At 62.9% G+C, this 20,316-nt stretch carries 17 protein-coding genes and 1 tRNA gene; all 18 read right to left on the bottom strand.

Going from position 1 to position 20,316, the window contains the following annotated elements:
• Positions 1–29: 29 nt before the first annotated feature.
• The 18 genes from rplW to tuf (BDD21_RS01005) all read right to left on the bottom strand — a co-directional run bounded on the left by rplW (position 30) and on the right by tuf (BDD21_RS01005) (position 20,249).
• Positions 30–326 (bottom strand): 50S ribosomal protein L23, encoded by a 297-nt coding sequence (gene rplW, locus BDD21_RS00915; protein WP_120795553.1) that lies wholly within the window; start codon positions 324–326, stop codon positions 30–32.
• Entirely contained in the window at positions 323–934 is a 612-nt protein-coding gene (rplD, locus tag BDD21_RS00920; RefSeq protein WP_120795554.1) for a 50S ribosomal protein L4, read from the bottom strand. Before rplD ends, rplW begins: the two co-directional genes overlap by 4 nt.
• A 6-nt stretch (positions 935–940) precedes the next feature.
• A complete protein-coding gene (gene rplC / locus BDD21_RS00925) occupies positions 941–1,591 on the bottom strand; it encodes a 50S ribosomal protein L3 (RefSeq protein ID WP_093027478.1) in 651 nt (216 codons plus the stop codon).
• Between the two features lie 10 nt (positions 1,592–1,601).
• On the bottom strand, positions 1,602–1,913 hold the full coding sequence (gene rpsJ / locus BDD21_RS00930; RefSeq protein ID WP_007191159.1) for a 30S ribosomal protein S10: 312 nt from the start codon (positions 1,911–1,913) through the stop codon (positions 1,602–1,604).
• Between the two features lie 4 nt (positions 1,914–1,917).
• Positions 1,918–3,108, bottom strand: a complete 1,191-nt coding sequence (tuf, locus tag BDD21_RS00935) for an elongation factor Tu (protein ID WP_120795555.1) — start codon at positions 3,106–3,108, stop codon at positions 1,918–1,920.
• Between the two features lie 22 nt (positions 3,109–3,130).
• Positions 3,131–5,227: an elongation factor G gene (gene fusA / locus BDD21_RS00940; RefSeq protein WP_120795556.1), complete on the bottom strand. Its 2,097-nt coding sequence runs from the start codon at positions 5,225–5,227 to the stop codon at positions 3,131–3,133.
• A gap of 45 nt (positions 5,228–5,272) precedes the next feature.
• Positions 5,273–5,743, bottom strand: a complete 471-nt coding sequence (gene rpsG, locus BDD21_RS00945; RefSeq protein WP_007195683.1) for a 30S ribosomal protein S7 — start codon at positions 5,741–5,743, stop codon at positions 5,273–5,275.
• Between the two features lie 53 nt (positions 5,744–5,796).
• Positions 5,797–6,171 (bottom strand): 30S ribosomal protein S12, encoded by a 375-nt coding sequence (gene rpsL / locus BDD21_RS00950; protein ID WP_007195682.1) that lies wholly within the window; start codon positions 6,169–6,171, stop codon positions 5,797–5,799.
• A 345-nt stretch (positions 6,172–6,516) separates the two neighbouring features.
• Positions 6,517–10,734 (bottom strand): DNA-directed RNA polymerase subunit beta', encoded by a 4,218-nt coding sequence (rpoC, locus tag BDD21_RS00955; protein WP_120795557.1) that lies wholly within the window; start codon positions 10,732–10,734, stop codon positions 6,517–6,519.
• Between the two features lie 287 nt (positions 10,735–11,021).
• Positions 11,022–15,194: a DNA-directed RNA polymerase subunit beta gene (gene rpoB, locus BDD21_RS00965; RefSeq protein ID WP_120795559.1), complete on the bottom strand. Its 4,173-nt coding sequence runs from the start codon at positions 15,192–15,194 to the stop codon at positions 11,022–11,024.
• A gap of 241 nt (positions 15,195–15,435) precedes the next feature.
• Positions 15,436–15,813, bottom strand: a complete 378-nt coding sequence (gene rplL / locus BDD21_RS00970) for a 50S ribosomal protein L7/L12 (protein WP_120795560.1) — start codon at positions 15,811–15,813, stop codon at positions 15,436–15,438.
• Between the two features lie 51 nt (positions 15,814–15,864).
• Entirely contained in the window at positions 15,865–16,392 is a 528-nt protein-coding gene (rplJ, locus tag BDD21_RS00975) for a 50S ribosomal protein L10 (RefSeq protein ID WP_007195678.1), read from the bottom strand.
• Between the two features lie 267 nt (positions 16,393–16,659).
• Positions 16,660–17,355: a 50S ribosomal protein L1 gene (gene rplA / locus BDD21_RS00980; RefSeq protein ID WP_120795561.1), complete on the bottom strand. Its 696-nt coding sequence runs from the start codon at positions 17,353–17,355 to the stop codon at positions 16,660–16,662.
• Positions 17,355–17,789, bottom strand: a complete 435-nt coding sequence (rplK, locus tag BDD21_RS00985) for a 50S ribosomal protein L11 (RefSeq protein ID WP_007195676.1) — start codon at positions 17,787–17,789, stop codon at positions 17,355–17,357. Before rplK ends, rplA begins: the two co-directional genes overlap by 1 nt.
• A gap of 155 nt (positions 17,790–17,944) precedes the next feature.
• Positions 17,945–18,478 (bottom strand): transcription termination/antitermination protein NusG, encoded by a 534-nt coding sequence (gene nusG, locus BDD21_RS00990; protein WP_120795562.1) that lies wholly within the window; start codon positions 18,476–18,478, stop codon positions 17,945–17,947.
• A 2-nt stretch (positions 18,479–18,480) separates the two neighbouring features.
• Positions 18,481–18,858, bottom strand: coding sequence for a preprotein translocase subunit SecE (gene secE / locus BDD21_RS00995; RefSeq protein ID WP_120795563.1), 378 nt, complete (start codon positions 18,856–18,858; stop codon positions 18,481–18,483).
• Positions 18,859–18,907: 49 nt separating this feature from the next.
• Positions 18,908–18,983, bottom strand: a tRNA-Trp gene (locus BDD21_RS01000).
• 75 nt (positions 18,984–19,058) lie between these two features.
• The gene (gene tuf, locus BDD21_RS01005; protein ID WP_120795555.1) at positions 19,059–20,249 is read right to left on the bottom strand and encodes an elongation factor Tu; all 1,191 of its coding nucleotides are present in this window, start codon (positions 20,247–20,249) and stop codon (positions 19,059–19,061) included.
• Positions 20,250–20,316 lie beyond the last annotated feature (67 nt).

Genomic DNA, 20,316 nt, shown 5'->3' on the forward strand with positions numbered 1-20,316 from the left:
GGTCTATCCGCTGCTGTGGGCCGGCCCGTTCAGGCGCCGCCGCCGAAGTCGATGTCTTGGCCGGCTTCGAGACGCACATACGCTTTGCGCCAGTCGTTGCGCTTGCCGAGGCGTTGGCCGTGCCGCTTGTTTTTACCCTTGACGTTCAGCACCTGTACCCCATCGACCTTGACGTTGAACATCAGCTCGACAGCGCGTGCGATCTCTCGCTTGGTTGCATCGGTCGCAACACGGAAACCGTATTGACCGGCAAGGTCGCCGGCCCGAGTCGTCTTCTCGGAGACGAGCGGCGCCAACAGGACGTTCATGAGACGCTCGTTGTTCATGCCAGCCGCTCCTCCAGGTACTTCACTGCCGCCTCGGTGACGAGCACGGTGTCGAAGGCAACCATACTGACCGGGTCGACGTCTTGAACCGCCATCACATCGACCTTCGGGATGTTGCGCGAGGCCAAGTAAAGGTTGTCGTTGAAGCCGTCGGTCAACATGAGCACGTCCGTCAGCTCGTGGCGCTTCAGAAGCGCCAGCAGCTCCTTGGTCTTGGGTGCCTCGACATGCAGATCGTCGACGACGACCAGACGCCCTTGGCGGACCAGCTCGGACAGAATCGAGCGCACTGCGCCGCGATACATCTTGCGGTTGACTTTTTGGCTGTAATCCTGCGGCTTCGCGGCGAAGGTCACGCCGCCCGAGCGCCAGATCGGACTGCGCGAGCTACCCGCACGTGCCCGACCGGTGCCTTTCTGCCGCCACGGCTTCGCGCCGCCGCCCGAGACCTCGGCACGCGTCTTTTGCGCCCGGGTTCCGGCGCGCGCGCCGGCCATGTAGGCGTTGACGACCTGGTGAATCAGACCCGGCTTGTAGTCGACCCCGAAGACGGCGTCTGCAACCTGCAGACTGGACCCGCCGGCATCGTTTCGTATCGTGAGCTCCATGAGTGCTTAACCCTTGTTCTTGTGCTTCACGGACGGCAACACGACCAGCCGGCCGCCGGTCGGACCGGGAACGCCGCCGCGCACCAACAGAAGCTGCCGATCGGCGTCGACACGCACGACCTCGAGGTTCTGCGTGCAGCGATTGGCCGCGCCGAGGTGACCCGCCATCTTTTTGCCTTTGAAGACGCGACCCGGCGACTGGTTCTGACCGATCGAGCCCGGGGCACGATGCGACAGCGAGTTGCCGTGGGTTGCATCCTGACCGGCAAAATGATGCCGCTTGATTGCACCTGCGAAACCGCGGCCCTTGGTCACTCCCCGCACGTCGACCTTTTGGCCGGGCGCAAAGATGTCGACCGAAATCTCGGAGCCGACGGCGAGATCGGCACCCTCGCCGCTCTCCAGACGGAATTCGCGCAGGCACTCGCCCGCCTCGACACCCGCCTTGGCATAGTGGCCGGCCATCGGCTTGGTGACGCGCGAGGCCCTCCGATTCCCGAAGGCGACCTGAATCGCGCTATAGCCGTCAGTCTCGGCAGACTTGACCTGGCTGACCCGGTTCGGCTGCACCTCGATGACAGTGACAGGAATGCTGTCGCCGTCTTCGCTGAACAGCCGGGTCATGCCGGCCTTACGCCCAATCAATCCGATCGCCATGGGTTCGTCCTCAGCTCAACTTAATCTGGACGTCGACGCCCGCGGCCAGATCCAATTTCATCAGTGCGTCGACCGTCTTGTCGGTCGGGTCGACGATATCCATCAGGCGCTTGTGTGTCCGCAGCTCGTATTGGTCGCGCGCGTCCTTGTTGACGTGCGGCGAGACGAGGATGGTGAAGCGTTCCTTCTTGGAAGGAAGCGGAACCGGACCACGCACCTGTGCGCCTGTACGCTTGGCCGTATCGACGATCTCGCGAGCTGATTGATCGATCAAGCGATGGTCGAACGCCTTCAGGCGAATACGAATTCTCTGGTTGTTCATGCCTTTACTCGATGATCTTCGCGACGACGCCGGCACCGACGGTGCGGCCGCCTTCGCGCACTGCAAAGCGCAACCCTTCTTCCATGGCGATCGGCGCAATCAGCTTGATCGTCATCTTCACGTTGTCCCCGGGCATCACCATCTCGATGCCCTCGGGCAGCTCGCAGGCGCCGGTCACGTCGGTGGTGCGGAAGTAGAACTGCGGACGGTAGCCGTTGAAGAACGGGGTGTGACGGCCGCCCTCTTCCTTGCTCAGCACGTACACTTCGGCTTCGAAATGGGTGTGCGGATTGATCGACTTGGGCTTGGCCAACACCTGGCCGCGCTCCACGTCTTCACGCTTGGTGCCGCGCAGCAGCACGCCGACGTTGTCTCCGGCCTGCCCCTGGTCAAGCAGCTTGCGGAACATCTCCACACCCGTGCAGGTGGTCTTCACGGTGTCCTTGATGCCGACGATCTCGACCTCTTCACCGACCTTCACGATGCCGCGCTCGATGCGTCCGGTCACCACGGTGCCACGCCCGGAGATCGAGAAGACGTCCTCGATCGGCATCAGGAAGGCACCGTCCACCGCACGCTCGGGCTGCGGAATGTAGGTGTCGAGCGCTTCCATCAAACGGTCGATCGACAGGGTGCCGATCTCGGAGGCGTCGCCTTCCAGTGCGAGCTTCGCCGAACCGGTCACGATCGGGGTGTCGTCGCCGGGGAAGTCGTAGCTCGAGAGCAGCTCGCGCACTTCCATCTCCACCAGCTCGAGCAGCTCGGCGTCGTCGACCATGTCGGCCTTGTTCAGGTACACCACGATGTAGGGCACGCCGACCTGACGCGACAGCAGGATGTGCTCGCGGGTCTGCGGCATCGGGCCGTCCGCCGCGCTCACCACCAGGATCGCACCGTCCATCTGCGCCGCACCCGTGATCATGTTCTTCACGTAGTCGGCGTGGCCGGGGCAGTCCACATGGGCGTAGTGACGGTTCTTCGTCTCGTACTCCACGTGCGCCGTGGCGATCGTGATCCCGCGCTCGCGCTCTTCCGGGGCATTGTCGATCTGGTCGTAGGCGCGCGCCTCACCGCCGAATTGCTTCGCCTGGTGCGTCGTGATCGCCGCCGTCAAGGTCGTCTTGCCGTGGTCGACGTGGCCGATCGTGCCGACGTTCACGTGTGGCTTGCTGCGCTCGAATTTTGCTTTGGACATCCCACTCTACCCCTGTCGCTCGTTACTGTTTCTTGGAGACCGCTTCGGCAATGCTGGCGGGCACTTCGTTGTACTTACAGAACTCCATGCTGTAGGTCGCCCGCCCTTGGGTGGCCGACCGGAGGTCCGTCGCATAGCCGAACATCTCGGACAAGGGGACCTCTGCACGGATGATCTTCCCGGATGGCGCATCGTCCATCCCCTGGATCATGCCGCGACGACTATTCAGATCGCCCATGACATCGCCCATGTTCTCTTCGGGCGTCACGACCTCGACCTTCATGATGGGCTCGAGCAAGACCGGCTTGGCCTTGGCCGCCCCTTCCTTGATGCCCATCGAGCCGGCGATCTTGAAGGCCATTTCGCTCGAGTCGACCTCATGGTAGGAGCCGTCGTAGAGCGTGACCTTGATATCCACCATCGGAAAGCCGGCCAAAATACCGTTCTTCATGGCCTCCTGGATGCCTTTGTCGACAGCCGGAATGTATTCCTTCGGAACGGTACCGCCGACGATCGCGTTGACGAACTCGTATCCGACACCCGCCTCTTGCGGCTCGATCCTCAGATAGACATGACCGTACTGACCGCGTCCACCGGACTGACGCGCAAACTTGGTTTCCTGCTCGACGCTCTTGCGGATCGTCTCGCGGTAGCTGACCTGCGGCGCACCGACGTTGGCCTCGACCTTGAACTCGCGACGCATCCGATCGACGATGATCTCCAGATGCAGCTCGCCCATCCCGGAGATGATGGTCTGGCCAGATTCCTCGTCGGTGTGCACGCGGAAGGACGGATCCTCCTGCGCCAGCTTCGAGAGGGCGACGCCCATCTTCTCCTGGTCGCTCTTCGTCTTGGGCTCCACCGCAACCGAGATGACCGGCTCCGGGAACTCCATACGCTCGAGCGTAATCACCTTGTTGAGATCGCACAGGGTGTCACCCGTGGTGACATCCTTCAGCCCGACCGCTGCAGCGATATCGCCGGCGTGGACCTCCTTGATCTCCTGACGCTCGTTGGCGTGCATCTGCAGGATGCGGCCGATGCGCTCCTTCTTGTGCTTGACCGGGTTGTAGATGGTATCCCCGGACTTGAGCACTCCCGAATAGGCACGGAAGAAGGTCAGCGTACCGACAAAGGGGTCGGTCGCGATCTTGAACGCCAGTGCGGCAAAGGGCGCATCGTCGGATGCCGGGCGCTCGCCTTCGGATTCGTCCTTGTCGTCGAGAATGCCCTTGATGGCCGGCACGTCGACCGGCGACGGCATGTAGTCGATGACGGCATCCAGCATGGCCTGCACGCCCTTGTTCTTAAAGGCCGAGCCGCACATCATCGGAACGACTTCGCTCCTTAGAGTGCGCGCACGCAGACCAAACATGATCTCGGCTTCGGTCAGCGGTTGACCTTCGAGATACTTCTCCATCAGTTCTTCGTTGGCCTCGGCTGCCGCCTCGACCATGTGCTCGCGCCATTCCTCGCAAAGATCCTGAAGATCCTCGGGGATGTCGCGCAGCTCGTATTCCATGCCGCGGGACGCTTCGTCCCAGTAGACCGCCTTCATCTGCACGAGATCGACGACGCCCTTGAAGTCCTCTTCGGCACCGATCGGCACCTGGATCGGCACGGCATTGCCGCCGAGCCGGTCCTTGACCTGCTGCACGACACGAAAGAAATTCGCGCCCATGCGGTCCATCTTGTTCACAAACGCGATTCGCGGCACACCGTACTTATCGGCTTGGCGCCAGACGGTCTCCGACTGCGGCTCAACACCACCCACGGCGCAGAACACCGCACAGGCACCGTCGAGCACCCGCAGCGAGCGCTCGACCTCGATCGTGAAATCGACGTGGCCGGGCGTATCGATGATGTTGATCCGATGCTCGGGACGCTCCCGGCTCATTCCCTTCCAGAAACAGGTTGTCGCAGCGGAGGTAATGGTGATTCCGCGCTCCTGCTCCTGCTCCATCCAGTCCATGGTGGCGGCGCCGTCGTGCACCTCGCCGAGCTTGTGCGAGACACCCGTATAGAAGAGAACGCGCTCGGTGGTCGTTGTCTTCCCGGCATCGATGTGCGCCATGATGCCGAGATTGCGATACCGCTCGATTGGGGTGCTACGTGCCACGACTGTATCCGCCCTGATTGAATGAAACTCGGTCTACGCTGCTGACTACCAGCGGTAATGCGAGAAGGCCTTGTTAGCTTCGGCCATCCGATGCGTGTCTTCTTTTTTCTTCACGGCGGAGCCGCGCGAATCCGCGGCATCCATCAGCTCGCCGGCCAAACGCAACGCCATCGACTTCTCGGAGCGCTTGCGCGCCGCGTCGATGATCCAGCGCATCGCCAGCGAGTTGCGCCGCGTCGAACGGACTTCGACCGGAACCTGATAGGTCGCGCCGCCGACACGCCGGGATTTCACCTCGACCGCCGGACGCACGTTGTCCATCGCCTGCTCGAGCAGCTCGACCGGACGCCCACCTTTCTTCTCGGTGACCTGATCCAGCGCCGTGTAGATAATGCGCTCGGCGACGGACTTCTTACCGTCTTCCATCATCATGTTGATGAACTTGGTCAGGAGCTCGCTTCCGTGCTTCGGATCGGGAAGGATCTGGCGACGGGCGGCAACGCGTCTTCTCGGCATGTTGTTTTAGACTCCGATTTCACTCAATTGGGCTGACCGATCCGGCGACCGGATCACTTCTTGGGACGCTTGGCGCCGTACTTGGAACGGCCCTGACGCCGCTTCTCGACACCCGAGGTGTCCAGCGTGCCGCGCACCGTGTGATAGCGCACACCGGGAAGATCCTTGACACGTCCGCCGCGAATCAGCACCACCGAATGCTCTTGGAGGTTGTGACCTTCGCCACCAATGTAGGAGGCAACCTCGTAGCCATTGGTCAACCGAACGCGAGCAACCTTACGCAAAGCGGAGTTCGGCTTCTTCGGGGTCGTGGTATAAACCCGCGTACAGACGCCACGCCGCTGAGGACAGGCTTCGAGCGCAGGAACGGTGCTCTTCGCCACGACACGCTTGCGGGGCTTGCGCACGAGTTGGTTGATCGTTGCCATGCAATCAGTCTCCAAAGGCGCAACGGCGCCGAAAACACAAGCGTAAAAATCACTCTTGCGCGACCGCGGGCCGACTGAATAAGACGGCACAGCCGCACGTATGCGATCGATCGACTCGGGGACCGGGCGGATGGATGCCCAGACCAAGGAACCAGACCTAGAAAAAAAGAGGCTAGACGGCGCGGAGCCGTCTAGCTGAGACCGAGCAGTATAGGGAGGAGGACCGGTGGTGTCAACCGGTTAGCCATACCCTGCGCTCCGAAGCGGTGTGTCGCTCCGGTCGCGTGCGACGCGAAAGATGCGGGTACGCCGAGGCGGCGCCCCGCAGCAACGCGTGAACCGAAGTCACCCTGCGTCGGAGGTATTGAGCGCCTTCTTCAATGCCTCTTCAAGCTCCTCGGTCGCCATCTCGACCTTACCGGAGGCCGGCATCTCCATTTGCCGCTGCCGGCGCCGCTCCTGGTGATGCGCAAGACCGGATCCCGCGGGGATCAGACGACCGACGATGACGTTCTCTTTCAGACCGGCCAAGCGGTCCGTGGAGCCGCGCACCGCGGCCTCGGTCAAGACGCGAGTCGTCTCCTGGAAGGACGCAGCCGAGATAAACGACTCGGTCGCCAGCGACGCCTTGGTGATCCCGAGCAGCAGAGGCTCGTAGAGCGCCGGCTGCTTACCTTCGGCCATGACCCGCTTGTTCTCGTCCATCAGGTGCGCATGCTCGACCTGCTCGCCGCGCAGCAAGCGGGTGTCGCCCGCGGAGGTGACCTCGACCTTGCGCAGCATCTGGCGAACGATGACCTCGATGTGCTTGTCGTTGATCTTCACGCCCTGCAGCCGATAGACGTCCTGGATCTCCTTGACGAGGTATTCGGCCAAGGCGGTGACACCCTTCAAGCGCAGGATGTCGTGGGAGGCCAGCTCGCCGTCGGCGATGATCTCGCCGCGCTCCACGCGCTCTCCTTCGAAGACGTTGACGTTGCGCCACTTCGGAATCAGCTCTTCGACCGTCTCGCCGTCGTCCATGGTGATGACGAGGCGCTGCTTGCCCTTGGTGTCCTTGCCGAAGCCGATCGTACCGCTGGCCTCCGCGAGCAAGGCCGCTTCTTTGGGCTTGCGGGCCTCGAACAGGTCGGCAACACGCGGCAGACCGCCGGTGATGTCGCGTGTCTTACTCGACTCCTGCGGGATACGCGCCAGGATATCGCCCACGCCCACGTTGGCCCCGTCCTCGACGCCGACAATCGCACCCGCGGGCAGGAAGTAACGCGCCGGGAGGTCGGTGCCCGCGATCTTGAGCTCGTTGCCGTCCTCGTCAAGCAGCTTGACCATCGGGCGCAGATCCTTGCCCGAGGAAGGCCGCTGCTTGGGATCGATCACCACGCGCGAGGTCAGACCCGTCACGTCGTCGACCTGGCCCTGGACCGTCACGCCCTCGATGAAGTCCTCGAAGGCGAGCTTACCGGCCACCTCGGTGACGACCGGATGGGTATGCGGATCCCAGTTGGCCACGACGTCGCCGGGTTTTACGGGGTCGCCGTCTGCGGCACGCAGGCTGGCACCGTAGGGCACCTTGTAGCGCTCCTTCTCGAGCCCGCGATCGTCGACGACCGTCAGCTCGCCGGAGCGCGAGACCGCAACCAGGTTCTTGCCCGAGTGATGCTCGACCACCTTGATGTTGTGAAGACGTACCGAGCCGGCGTTCTTGATGTCGATGCTGTTGACCGCCGCGGCCCGCGATGCCGCACCGCCGATGTGGAAGGTCCGCATGGTCAACTGCGTGCCAGGCTCGCCGATCGACTGTGCCGCGATGACACCGACCGCCTCGCCGAGGTTGACGCGATGGCCCCGCGCCAGATCGCGTCCGTAGCACTGGGCGCAGACACCGAGACGCGACTCGCAGGTGATCGGCGAGCGCACGCGGACTTGATCGATGCCGAAGGTCTCGAAGCGCTCAACCCAGGACTCGTCGAGCAGAGTACCTGCCTCGCAGACCAGCTCCTCGGTGCCGGGCTGATAGACATCGACGGCCGCCACGCGTCCGAGGATGCGCTCGCGCAAGGGCTCGACCACGTCGCCGCCCTCGATGATGGGGGTCATGATCAACCCACCCTCGGTGCCGCAATCCACCTCGAGCACCACCATGTCCTGCGCGACGTCGACCAGACGACGAGTCAGATAACCCGAGTTGGCGGTCTTGAGCGCCGTGTCGGCCAGACCCTTACGTGCACCGTGCGTCGAGATGAAGTACTGGATAACGTTCAGACCCTCGCGGAAGTTCGCGGTGATCGGCGTCTCGATGATGGAGCCGTCCGGCTTGGCCATGAGACCGCGCATACCGGCGAGCTGCCGGATCTGTGCCGCCGAGCCACGCGCGCCGGAGTCGGCCATCATGTAGATGGAATTGAACGAATCCTGAGTCACCTCGTTGCCGTCGCGATCGATGACGCTGTCCTTGCCGAGCTTGCTCATCATGGACTTGGCGACGCGATCGTTGGTGTGCGACCAGATGTCGACGACCTTGTTGTAGCGCTCGCCGTTGGTCACGAGACCGGACGCGTATTGGTCCTGGATCTCCTTGACCTCCTTCTCGGCGGCGGCGAGGATCCCCGCTTTCTCTTCCGGGACGGCCATGTCTTCCAGACCGATCGAGACGCCGGAACGCGTCGCCATGCGGAAGCCCATGTACATGACCTGGTCGGCGAAGACCACGGTCTCCTTCAGACCGAGCTGGCGATAGCAGATATTGATCAAGCGCGAGATCTGCTTCTTGCCGAGCGCACGGTCGACCAGATCGAACGGCAGTCCGTCGGGAACGATGGCGAACACCAAGGCACGACCCAGGGTGGTCTCCCGGATCGCCGTGTTCTCGTGCAGCGAGCCGTCCTTGTGCTTGATCACCTCGCGGATACGCACCTTGCAGCGCGCATGCAGATCGGCATGACCGGTCTCGTAGGCGCGGCGCGCCTCGTCGATATCGGAGAAGACGCTGCCCTCGCCCTTCGCGTTCACGCGCTCGCGGGTCATGTAATAGAGCCCGAGCACCACGTCCTGCGAGGGCACGATGATGGGCTCGCCGTTGGCCGGAGAGAGGATGTTGTTGGAGGCCATCATGAGCGCACGCGCTTCGAGCTGCGCCTCGAGCGACAGCGGCACGTGCACCGCCATCTGGTCGCCGTCGAAGTCCGCGTTGAAGGCGGTACAGACCAGCGGATGGAGTTGGATCGCCTTGCCCTCGATCAGCACCGGCTCGAACGCCTGGATGCCGAGTCGATGCAAGGTCGGCGCACGGTTCAACATCACCGGATGCTCGCGGATGACCTCGTCGAGGATGTCCCACACCTCGGGCGTGCCGCGCTCGACCATCTTCTTGGCGGCCTTGATGGTCGCCGCCAGGCCGCGCAGTTGCAGCTTGCTGAAGATGAAGGGCTTGAAGAGCTCGAGCGCCATGCGCTTGGGCAAACCGCACTGATGCAGCATCAGGGTCGGACCGACCACGATGACCGAGCGGCCCGAGTAGTCGACACGCTTGCCGAGCAGGTTCTGGCGGAACCGGCCCTGCTTGCCCTTGATCATGTCGGCGAGCGACTTGAGCGGGCGCTTGTTGGTGCCCGTAATCGCACGACCGCGCCGGCCGTTGTCGAGCAAGGCGTCGACCGACTCCTGCAGCATGCGCTTTTCGTTGCGCACGATGATGTCGGGCGCGACCAGATCGAGGAGGCGCTTGAGACGGTTGTTGCGGTTGATGACCCGACGATAGAGATCGTTCAGATCCGAGGTCGCGAAACGACCGCCGTCCAGCGGCACCAAGGGGCGCAGCTCCGGGGGCAGGACCGGCAGGACGGTGAGGATCATCCACTCCGGGCGATTGCCCGAGGCCATCAGCGATTCCATGAGCTTCAAGCGCTTGGAGAGCTTCTTGATCTTGGTCTCGGAGTTGGTGGTCTCGATCTCCTCGCGCATGCGCCGGACCTCGTCCTCCATCTTGATGGTGCGCAGTAGCTCGTAGACGGCCTCCGCACCCATGCGCGCGTCGAACTCGTCGCCGTTCGCCTCCAGGGCTTCGAGATACTGCTCGTCGTTGAGCAGCTGGCCACGCTCCAGATCGACCACGAGGCCCGGGTCCACCACCACGAAGGACTCGAAATAGAGGATGCGCTCGATGTCGCGCAGGGTCATATCGAGCAGCAGACCGATTCGCGACGGCAGGGACTTCAAGAACCAGATGTGCGCCACCGGGCTCGCCAGATCGATATGACCCATGCGCTCGCGCCGAACCTTGGCCAGCGTGACCTCCACACCGCACTTCTCGCAGACGACGCCACGATGCTTCAGGCGCTTGTATTTGCCGCAGATGCACTCGTAGTCCGTGATCGGGCCGAAGATCTTGGCGCAAAACAGCCCGTCGCGCTCCGGCTTGAAAGTGCGGTAGTTGATCGTTTCCGGCTTCTTGACCTCGCCGTAGGACCAGGAACGGATCATCTCGGGAGAGGCGAGTCCGATCTTGATCGCGTCGAATTCCAGTGCCTGACCCTGCTGCTTGATGATTTTCAGTAGATCTTTCAAGATCTTATCTCCTGCCTACAATGACGATGATCAGCAATCGGCCGACCGCCGAGGGTTCGTTCGAGAACGGAACCCGGCGCTCGAGGCCAAGGGCTAAAAACTGAACCGCGTCCGGTACGACATGCAAGATCGTCGTCGTGACTCGGCCTCGAGAGTCTCCACAAACGACGCAGTCGACGCGGTTCAGAACAATAAAAAAAAGCTCCTGAACCGCGTCGCGCCAACGCGCGTTGATTGCGATTCGACCACGCAGGGGTTCAATCCTCACGAACCCCTCCGAACGCGGTTCAGTCCTGCTGCAGCTCGATGTTGATCGCCAACGACCGAATCTCCTTCACGAGCACGTTGAACGACTCGGGCATACCGGCTTCCATCCGATGGTCGCCGTCCACGATGTTCTTGTACATCTTGGTACGGCCGTTCACGTCGTCGGACTTCACGGTGAGCATCTCCTGCAGAGTGTAGGCGGCGCCGTACGCCTCCAGCGCCCAGACCTCCATCTCGCCGAACCGCTGCCCGCCGAACTGCGCCTTGCCGCCCAAAGGCTGCTGGGTGACCAAGCTGTAAGGCCCGGTGGAGCGGGCATGCATCTTGTCGTCGACCAAGTGGTTCAGCTTGATGATGTACATGTAGCCGACCGTGACCGGGCGCTCGAACGGATCGCCGGTGCGCCCGTCGTAGAGCTGGGTCTGGCCGCTCGGGATACCGAACTCCGAGTTGTCCCGATCCGCGAGCTTGAGCATCGCCCGGATCTCCTCCTCGGTCGCGCCGTCGAACACCGGCGTCGCCAGAGGCACGCCTCGCGTCAGGTGACGCGCCAGCTCCAGGATTTCCTCGTCGGTGAAGCTGTCGAGATCCTCGCGCTTGCCGCTCGTGTTGTAGATCTTCTCGAGGAAGCCACGCAGCTCGGCAACCGCGGTGTGCGCCCGCAGCATCTTCTCGATCTTCACGCCGAGCCCGTTGGCCGCCCAGCCCAGATGGGTCTCGAGCACCTGTCCGACGTTCATGCGCGAGGGCACGCCGAGCGGGTTCAGGACGATATCCACAGGTTCGCCATCCGCCGAGAAGGGCATGTCCTCGATCGGCACCACCTTGGAAATGACGCCCTTGTTGCCGTGGCGCCCGGCCATCTTGTCGCCGGGTTGGACGCGGCGTTTGACGGCCACGTACACCTTGACCATCTTGAGCACGCCCGGGGCCAGATCGTCGCCGCTCGAGATCTTGCGTTTCTTGACCTCGTAACGATCGCGGAATTCCTCGCGCTGCTGCTTGATCTGTGCGGCAACGGCCTCGAGCTGGGTCGCGACGTCTTCGGCACGCATCCGGATCTCGAGCCACTGATCGCGCGAGCCGTTGGCGGCAAGCTCCTGCAGATAGGCTTTGGTGATCTTCGCACCCGGGGCCAGATTGCGCGGACCGCCGTCGGCGACCTTGCCCACCAGCAGTCGCTCGACACGCTGGAAGGTGTCGTTCTCCATGATCCGTTGCTGGTCGGCGAAGTCCTTGCGAACGCGGTCGAGCTCCATCTCCTCGATCTGAAGCGCACGCTTGTCCTTGTCCACGCCGTCGCGGGTAAAGACCTGCACGTCGACCACCGTTCCACTCATCCCGGAGGGCAGGCGCAGCGAGGTATCCTTCACGTCGGACGCCTTCTCGCCGAAGATGGCCCGCAGCAGCTTCTCCTCGGGCGTCAACTGGGTTTCGCCCTTGGGCGTGACCTTGCCGACGAGGATGTCGCCGTCGCGCACCTCCGCGCCGACATAGACGACGCCCGACTCGTCGAGCTTGGCCAAGGCCGACTCGCCGACGTTGGGGATATCGCTCGTGATCTCCTCCGGCCCCAGCTTGGTATCGCGCGCCAGACAGGCGAGCTCCTCGATGTGGATGCTGGTGAAACGATCTTCCTGCACCAGGCGCTCGGAGAGCAGGATCGAGTCCTCGAAGTTGTAGCCGTTCCAGGGCATGAAGGCGACCCGCAGGTTCTGCCCAAGGGCCAACTCGCCCATGTCCGTGGAAGGCCCGTCGGCCATGACGTCGTCCACTGCAACGACATCGCCCGGCTTGACCAGAGGACGCTGATTGATGCAGGTATTCTGGTTGGAGCGCGTGTACTTGGTGAGGTTGTAGATGTCCACGCCGGGGATGCCGGGGACGGCCTCGTCGTCGTTGACCCGCACCACGATGCGCGCGGCATCGACCGATTCGATGACACCGCCGCGACGCGCCACTACGCAGACACCCGAGTCCTTGGCAACTACGCGCTCCATGCCGGTGCCGATCAGCGGCTTCTCGGCCCGCAGGGTCGGCACCGCCTGGCGCTGCATGTTCGAGCCCATGAGTGCGCGGTTGGCGTCGTCGTGCTCCAGGAAGGGAATCAGGGACGCGGCCACCGAGACGATCTGGCGCGGCGAGACGTCCATGAACTGGACCTCCTCGGGCGCACGCATCGTGAACTCGTTGGCATGGCGGCAGGACACCAGCGCGTCGGTCAGGTGACCTTCGTCGTCGAGCGTGGCGTTGGCCTGCGCGATCACGAAGTTGCCTTCCTCGATCGCCGACAGATACTGGATATCCATGGTCACCAGGCCACCTTCCACCTTGCGGTAGGGGGTTTCCAGGAAGCCGTAGGAGTTGGTACGGGCATAGACGGCCAAGGAGTTGATCAGGCCGATGTTCGGACCTTCAGGGGTCTCGATCGGACAGACGCGACCGTAATGCGTCGGGTGCACGTCGCGCACCTCGAATCCGGCGCGCTCGCGGGCCAGACCGCCCGGGCCGAGTGCCGACACACGGCGCTTGTGGGTGACCTCGGAGAGCGGGTTGTTCTGGTCCATGAACTGGGAGAGCTGGCTGGAGCCGAAGAACTCCTTGATCGCGGCCGAGACGGGCTTGGCGTTGATCAGCTCCTGCGGCATGAGCCCCTCGGACTCGGCGAGCGACAGACGCTCCTTGACCGCGCGCTCCACCCGCACCAGACCGACGCGGAACTGGTTCTCCGCCATCTCGCCGACACAACGGATGCGGCGATTGCCGAGGTGATCGATGTCGTCGACGCTGCCGCGGCCGTTGCGCAGCTCCACCAAGACCTTGAGTGCCTCGATGATGTCGGAGGTCTCGCCCTGCTCTTGGTAGAGCCGCTTGGAGAGCTCGTCGTTGCGATTGCTGAAGTAGCGCCCGTCGTAGATGACGCCCGGACCTTCCTCCGAGGTACGCCCGAGACGCCGATTGAACTTCATCCGACCCACGGCGGAGAGATCGTACCGATCCGGCGTGAAGAAGAGGTTGTGGAACAGGTTCTGAGCCGCCTCTTTGGTCGGCGGCTCGCCCGGACGCATCATGCGATAGATCTCGACCTGCGCCTCGAGATCGCTCGTGGTGGGATCGATCCGCAGGGTTTCGGAGATGTAGGGGCCGTGATCCAGGTCGTTGACGAAGAGCGTCTCGAGCGTCTCGATGCCCTTCTCGAAGATGGTGTCGAGGAGTTCAGGCGTGATCTCGGCGTTTGCCTCGGCGATCACCTCGCCGGTCTCGGTATCGATCTGCGGATGGGCCAGGACGCGGCCGACCAGGAAGTCGGACGGGACATCGAGGCGCTCGATGCCGGCCTTCTGCAGCTCGCGGATATGCCGCGCGGTGACGCGACGCCCCGATTCCACGAGCAGCTCCTCTCCGAGCATGACGTCGAATCCGACCGTCTCGCCGCGCAGGCGCTCGGGAACCAGGTCGAGCGTGACCGAGCGATCGCGAATCCGGAAGGTATCGGTCACGAAGAAGCGCTCGAGGATATCCTCCACGCCGTAGCCCAGCGCGCGCAGCAGGATGGTCGCCGGCAGCTTGCGGCGACGGTCGATGCGCACGAAGACGTTGTCCTTGGGATCGAACTCGAAATCGAGCCAGGATCCGCGGTACGGGATGACCCGCGCCGAGAAGAGCAGCTTGCCCGAGGAGTGGGTCTTGCCCTTGTCGTGATCGAAGAAGACACCGGGCGAGCGGTGCAGCTGCGAGACGATGACGCGCTCGGTGCCGTTGATGATGAAGGTGCCGGTGCCGGTCATGAGCGGCAACTCGCCCATGTAGACCTCTTGCTCGCGCACGTCCTTGATGACCTTCGAGCCCGCCGGGGCATCACGGTCGTAGATCACCAGGCGCAGCAGCACGCGCAAGGGCGCGGCGAAGGTCGCACCGCGCAAATGGCACTCGCGCTCGTCGAACACCGGATCGCCCAGCCGATATTTCACGTATTCGAGAACAGCGTTGCCCGAGTAGCTCTCGATCGGAAAGACGGTCTTGAAGGCCGCATGAAGACCCACGTCGCGCCGGTCCCCGATCGGCCGATCGGCCTGCAGGAACTCGCGATAGGAATCGATCTGCGTCGCCAACAAGAAAGGCACGTCCAGGATGCTCGGACGCTTGCCGAAGTCTTTACGAATGCGCTTTTTTTCGGTGAACGAATAGGCCATGATGCCTTTCCCTCGAAATACGTGCTTGTGTCCAGGACGGGGGCCGACGCCGCGGCGAATCGCGGGCGTCGGGGTCGGACCTCTGCGGTCAGGTCCTCATCGACGACGTCGCCCCGTTTACGAAGCGTCCGGCATGCCGGTGTCGTCCAAACGGGTCGTCAAAACCCAACGGCGAAAGGCCGGCGGCTACTCGCCGCCAGCCCGAAGGTCCCACCGAAAGAAGATTCGACGCAATGCGCCGTTACTTCACTTCGACCGTGGCACCAGCCTCTTCGAGGAGCTTCTTGGCCTCGTCGGCCTCGCCCTTGGAAACGGCTTCCTTCAGGGTCGTCGGTGCGCCTTCGACGGCGTCCTTCGCTTCCTTCAGGCCGAGCCCGGTCAGGGACCGAACGGCCTTGATGACCGCAACCTTGTTGGCACCGAACGACGCCAGGATGACGTCGAACTCGGTCTGCTCCTCGACCGGTGCGGCTTCCACGCCGGCGCCGGCCGCCGGGGCGGCTACGGCGGCAGCCGCAGTCACGCCGAACTTCTCTTCCATCGCGCTGATGAGGTCGACGACCTCCAGCACGGTCATGTTGCCGATTGCTTCAAGGATCTCGTCTTTGGAGACGGCCATGGTGAGCTCCTGAGATGTCTCTAAAATAGAATTGCTGGTGGACGAAGCCGCCTAAGCGGCCTCTTTCGCATCGCGAATCGCGGCGATGGTGCGGACCAACTTGCCCGGCACCTCGTTGATCGTCGCTGCAAGCTTTTGCACGGGCGCCTTCATCACGGCCATGAGCAAGCTGATCGCCTGATCGCGGGTCGGCATCTTGGCGAGATTGCCGAGTTCCGACGGATCAAGCAGCTTGCCTCCGAGGGCGACAAGGCGCACCTCGACCTTGTTGTGGTCCTTTGCAAAGGCTTCCATGACGCGCGCGGCCGAACCGGGATCTTCCTGCGAGAAGGCGAGAACCAACGGGCCTTTCAGCCCCTCGCTCATGCACGCGAAATCCGTATCCTGCAACGCACGTCGTGCCAAGGTGTTCTTGACGACGCGGACATAGACCCCGGCCTTGCGCGCTTCCACGCGAAGCCGTGTCATCTGTTCCACGGTCAAGCCCCGATACTCGGCCCCGACGGCCGAATGGGCACCTTTGGCGACTTCCGCGACTTCGGCGACGATGATTTCTTTTTGCGCAAAACTGAGCGCCATGTTCGTCACCTCTTGTCGGTAAACCCGGCCTGAGCCGGTGCCGTTCGAATGCGTGCATCCGGCACGTACTCTCGGGCGGTCATGTGCACCGTCACCAGCAAAACGACTGATTCGGGGGCACCGTCTGCGCAGGCAGGCAAGCCATTAAGTCGACCGCGCCGAATCCTTATCGGGCGACCGACACCTGCGGTCTTTGACGGTCCCCGGCACCGGCCGGGGCCCCAAAGAAGACCTGGAATCGAGGGGCGGACACCCCTCGAGTCCAACTTAGAAATTCAATCCCGCGTGATCGACGGTCAGGCCCGGGCCCATGGTGGTCGAGACCGTGACCTTGCGCATGTAAACGCCCTTGGAGCTGCTCGGCTTGGATCTGATCAGGTTCGCGAGCAAGGCTTCGAGATTCTCCCGCAGCTTGACGGGCTCGAAATCGGCCTTGCCGAGCGGGCAATGGATGATGCCGGCCTTGTCGGTGCGATAGCGCACCTGTCCGGCCTTCGCGTTGCGAACCGCCTCGGCGACATCGGGTGTGACCGTGCCGACCTTGGGATTCGGCATCAACCCACGAGGGCCAAGGATCTTGCCGAGCTGTCCGACCAGACGCATGGCATCCGGGGAGGCAATCACGACGTCGAAATCGAGCTTGCCGGCCTTGATGTCCTCTGCGAGATCATCGAAGCCCACGCGATCGGCACCGGCCTCGGTCGCCGCATCCGCGGACGCGCCCTGGGCGAACACCGCCACCCGGACGGTCTTGCCGATGCCGTGAGGCAGAACGGTCGAGCCGCGCACGACCTGATCGGATTTACGCGGGTCGACGCCGAGATTGACGGCGACATCGACGCTTTCGGAAAACTTGATCTGCGAAAGCTCCTTCAGAAGCGAGAACGCCTCTTCGGCCGGATAGAGTCTTCCGCGCTCCACGCGCTCTTGAATCGCACGCATGCGCTTGGATGGACGAGCCATCAGTTCACCCCCTCGACATCAAGCCCCATCGCACGCGCACTGCCCGCGATGGTGCGAACGGCCGCATCCATATCCGCTGCGGTCAGATCGGGCATCTTCGCGGTGGCGACCTGCTCAAGCTGCTCGCGCGTCACCACACCGATCTTATTGGTGTTCGGATTCGGGCTACCCTTCTGGATTCCCATCACCTTTTTCAGGAGAATGGAGGCCGGCGGGGTCTTGGTGATGAAGGTGAAGCTGCGGTCCGAATAGACCGTGATCACAACCGGGATCGGCATCCCCTTCTCGAGTTCCTGCGTACGCGCGTTGAACGTCTTGCAGAACTCCATGATATTGACGCCGTGCTGACCAAGCGCAGGACCGACGGGCGGGCTTGGAGTCGCCTCGCCTGCCTTGACCTGCAGCTTGATATAGGCGTTGATCTTTTTCGCCATGGTTTTTCTCCAGTGGGGTGCTGACGCCGCAGATCGAGTCTCGGCTCCCCCGACAAAGGTCCCTCACGGGGACTCGGTATCGTCGCCGCACGAACGGCGACGGCAGTGAACGGGGCTTGGCCTCAAGACACCCGCAACAATCCGCTGAGGGCGTGTCAGGCCTTCTCGACCTGCGCGAACTCAAGATCAACCGGTGTCGAACGCCCGAAGATCAGAACCGAAACCTTCACGCGGCTCTTGTCGTAATCGACATCCTCGACGACTCCGTTGAAGTCGGTGAAGGGGCCGTCGACGACGCGAACAACCTCGCCTGGCTCGTAGAGCACCTTCGGCCGCGGCTTTTCGCCGCCTTCCTGCAAACGGACGAGGATCGCATCGGCCTGAGAGTCCGGGATCGGTGCCGGACGATCTCCCGTGCCGCCGATGAAGCCCATGACCTTGGGAACACTTTTGACGAGATGCCAGGTCTCGTCCGTCATCTCCATCTGGACCAGGACATAACCAGGGAAGAATTTGCGCTCGCTCTTGCGTTGCTGGCCTGCACGCATCTCGACCACTTCTTCGGTCGGCACCAAAATCAGGCCGAACAACTCCTCGAGTCCCGCGCGCTTCACACGGTCTTCGAGCGAACGCTTGACCTGCCCCTCGAAGCCCGAGTAGGCATGGATGACGTACCAACGCATGGTCATACTCAGCCCCCCTGGCCGGTGAGGAATCTGAGAATCGCCATCAGCACCATATCGAAAAGCCACAGGATGATGCCCACGATCAGCACCATCACGATGACGATCAGCGTCGTCTGCAGGGTCTCCTGACGTGACGGCCAGACGACCTTGCGAACCTCCATGCGCGCATCCGACACAAACTGCCATAAGGTCCGACCGCGCTCGGTCTGCAATGCAATCGCTGCCGCAGCACCGCTGATCACCAGCAGCCCGATGACACGGAGCAGGACCGAGTAGCCCTCGAAGAAATAGAAGGCGAAAATGCCGGCGACCAACAACAACGCGGCGATTGCCAGCTTGGCGGTATCCAAGCCGGCCCCTCGGGGCTCTGCACGTGAATTCATGAGATCGGGTGTCGCCTGAGCGATAAATTAAACGGAGCGATGGGTTGTATGGCAGGCCAGGAGGGACTCGAACCCCCAACCTGCGGTTTTGGAGACCGCTGCTCTGCCAATTGAGCTACTGGCCTAAAACAATCAGGACCGATCGCGGATGTTGTCGGGCAGGCCCATCAGCACTGCCCTTCGAGCCGCGATGACCCGTACTACTCGATGATCTTCGCGACGACGCCGGCACCGACGGTGCGGCCGCCTTCGCGCACTGCAAAGCGCAACCCTTCTTCCATGGCGATCGGCGCAATCAGCTTGATCGTCATCTTCACGTTGTCCCCGGGCATCACCATCTCGATGCCCTCGGGCAGCTCGCAGGCGCCGGTCACGTCGGTGGTGCGGAAGTAGAACTGCGGACGGTAGCCGTTGAAGAACGGGGTGTGACGGCCGCCCTCTTCCTTGCTCAGCACGTACACTTCGGCTTCGAAATGGGTGTGCGGATTGATCGACTTGGGCTTGGCCAGCACCTGCCCGCGCTCCACGTCTTCACGCTTGGTGCCGCGCAGCAGCACCCCGACGTTGTCTCCCGCCTGACCCTGATCGAGCAGCTTGCGGAACATCTCCACACCCGTGCAGGTGGTCTTCACGGTGTCCTTGATGCCGACGATCTCGACCTCTTCGCCGACCTTCACGATGCCGCGCTCGATGCGTCCGGTCACCACGGTACCGCGCCCGGAGATCGAGAAGACGTCCTCGATCGGCATCAGGAAGGCACCGTCCACCGCACGCTCGGGCTGCGGAATGTAGGTGTCGAGCGCTTCCATCAAACGGTCGATCGACAGGGTGCCGATCTCGGAGGCGTCGCCTTCCAGTGCGAGCTTCGCCGAACCGGTCACGATCGGGGTGTCGTCGCCGGGGAAGTCGTAGCTCGAGAGCAGCTCGCGCACTTCCATCTCCACCAGCTCGAGCAGCTCGGCGTCGTCGACCATGTCGGCCTTGTTCAGGTACACCACGATGTAGGGCACGCCGACTTGACGCGACAGCAGGATGTGCTCGCGGGTCTGCGGCATCGGGCCGTCCGCCGCGCTCACCACCAGGATCGCACCGTCCATCTGCGCCGCACCCGTGATCATGTTCTTCACGTAGTCGGCGTGGCCGGGGCAGTCCACGTGGGCGTAATGACGGTTCTTCGTCTCGTACTCCACGTGCGCCGTGGCGATCGTGATCCCGCGCTCGCGCTCTTCCGGGGCATTGTCGATCTGGTCGTAGGCGCGCGCCTCACCGCCGAATTGCTTCGCCTGGTGCGTCGTGATCGCCGCCGTCAAGGTCGTCTTGCCGTGGTCGACGTGGCCGATCGTGCCGACGTTCACGTGTGGCTTGCTGCGCTCGAATTTTGCTTTGGACATGAACGGCTCCCCGCATGGTTCAAATCGACAAGTCGCGCTGGACGCTACTGCTACGACGATCCAAGAT

The sequence above is a fragment of the Thiocapsa rosea genome (assembly GCF_003634315.1).
GTDB lineage: Bacteria > Pseudomonadota > Gammaproteobacteria > Chromatiales > Chromatiaceae > Thiocapsa > Thiocapsa rosea.

Excerpts from the sequence above, each read along its gene's own strand:
- rplL (WP_120795560.1), bottom strand. The coding sequence starts at position 15,813 with ATGGCCGTCTCCAAAGACGAGATCCTTGAAGCAATCGGCAACATGACC.
- rplK (WP_007195676.1), bottom strand. The coding sequence starts at position 17,789 with ATGGCGAAAAAGATCAACGCCTATATCAAGCTGCAGGTCAAGGCAGGC.
- rpoB (WP_120795559.1), bottom strand. The coding sequence starts at position 15,194 with ATGGCCTATTCGTTCACCGAAAAAAAGCGCATTCGTAAAGACTTCGGC.
- tuf (WP_120795555.1), bottom strand. The coding sequence starts at position 3,108 with ATGTCCAAAGCAAAATTCGAGCGCAGCAAGCCACACGTGAACGTCGGC.
- tuf (WP_120795555.1), bottom strand. The coding sequence starts at position 20,249 with ATGTCCAAAGCAAAATTCGAGCGCAGCAAGCCACACGTGAACGTCGGC.
- nusG (WP_120795562.1), bottom strand. The coding sequence starts at position 18,478 with ATGACCATGCGTTGGTACGTCATCCATGCCTACTCGGGCTTCGAGGGG.
- secE (WP_120795563.1), bottom strand. The coding sequence starts at position 18,858 with ATGAATTCACGTGCAGAGCCCCGAGGGGCCGGCTTGGATACCGCCAAG.
- rplC (WP_093027478.1), bottom strand. The coding sequence starts at position 1,591 with ATGGCGATCGGATTGATTGGGCGTAAGGCCGGCATGACCCGGCTGTTC.
- rplA (WP_120795561.1), bottom strand. The coding sequence starts at position 17,355 with ATGGCTCGTCCATCCAAGCGCATGCGTGCGATTCAAGAGCGCGTGGAG.
- rpsG (WP_007195683.1), bottom strand. The coding sequence starts at position 5,743 with ATGCCGAGAAGACGCGTTGCCGCCCGTCGCCAGATCCTTCCCGATCCG.
- rplW (WP_120795553.1), bottom strand. The coding sequence starts at position 326 with ATGAACAACGAGCGTCTCATGAACGTCCTGTTGGCGCCGCTCGTCTCC.
- rpsJ (WP_007191159.1), bottom strand. The coding sequence starts at position 1,913 with ATGAACAACCAGAGAATTCGTATTCGCCTGAAGGCGTTCGACCATCGC.
- rpsL (WP_007195682.1), bottom strand. The coding sequence starts at position 6,171 with ATGGCAACGATCAACCAACTCGTGCGCAAGCCCCGCAAGCGTGTCGTG.
- rplJ (WP_007195678.1), bottom strand. The coding sequence starts at position 16,392 with ATGGCGCTCAGTTTTGCGCAAAAAGAAATCATCGTCGCCGAAGTCGCG.
- rplD (WP_120795554.1), bottom strand. The coding sequence starts at position 934 with ATGGAGCTCACGATACGAAACGATGCCGGCGGGTCCAGTCTGCAGGTT.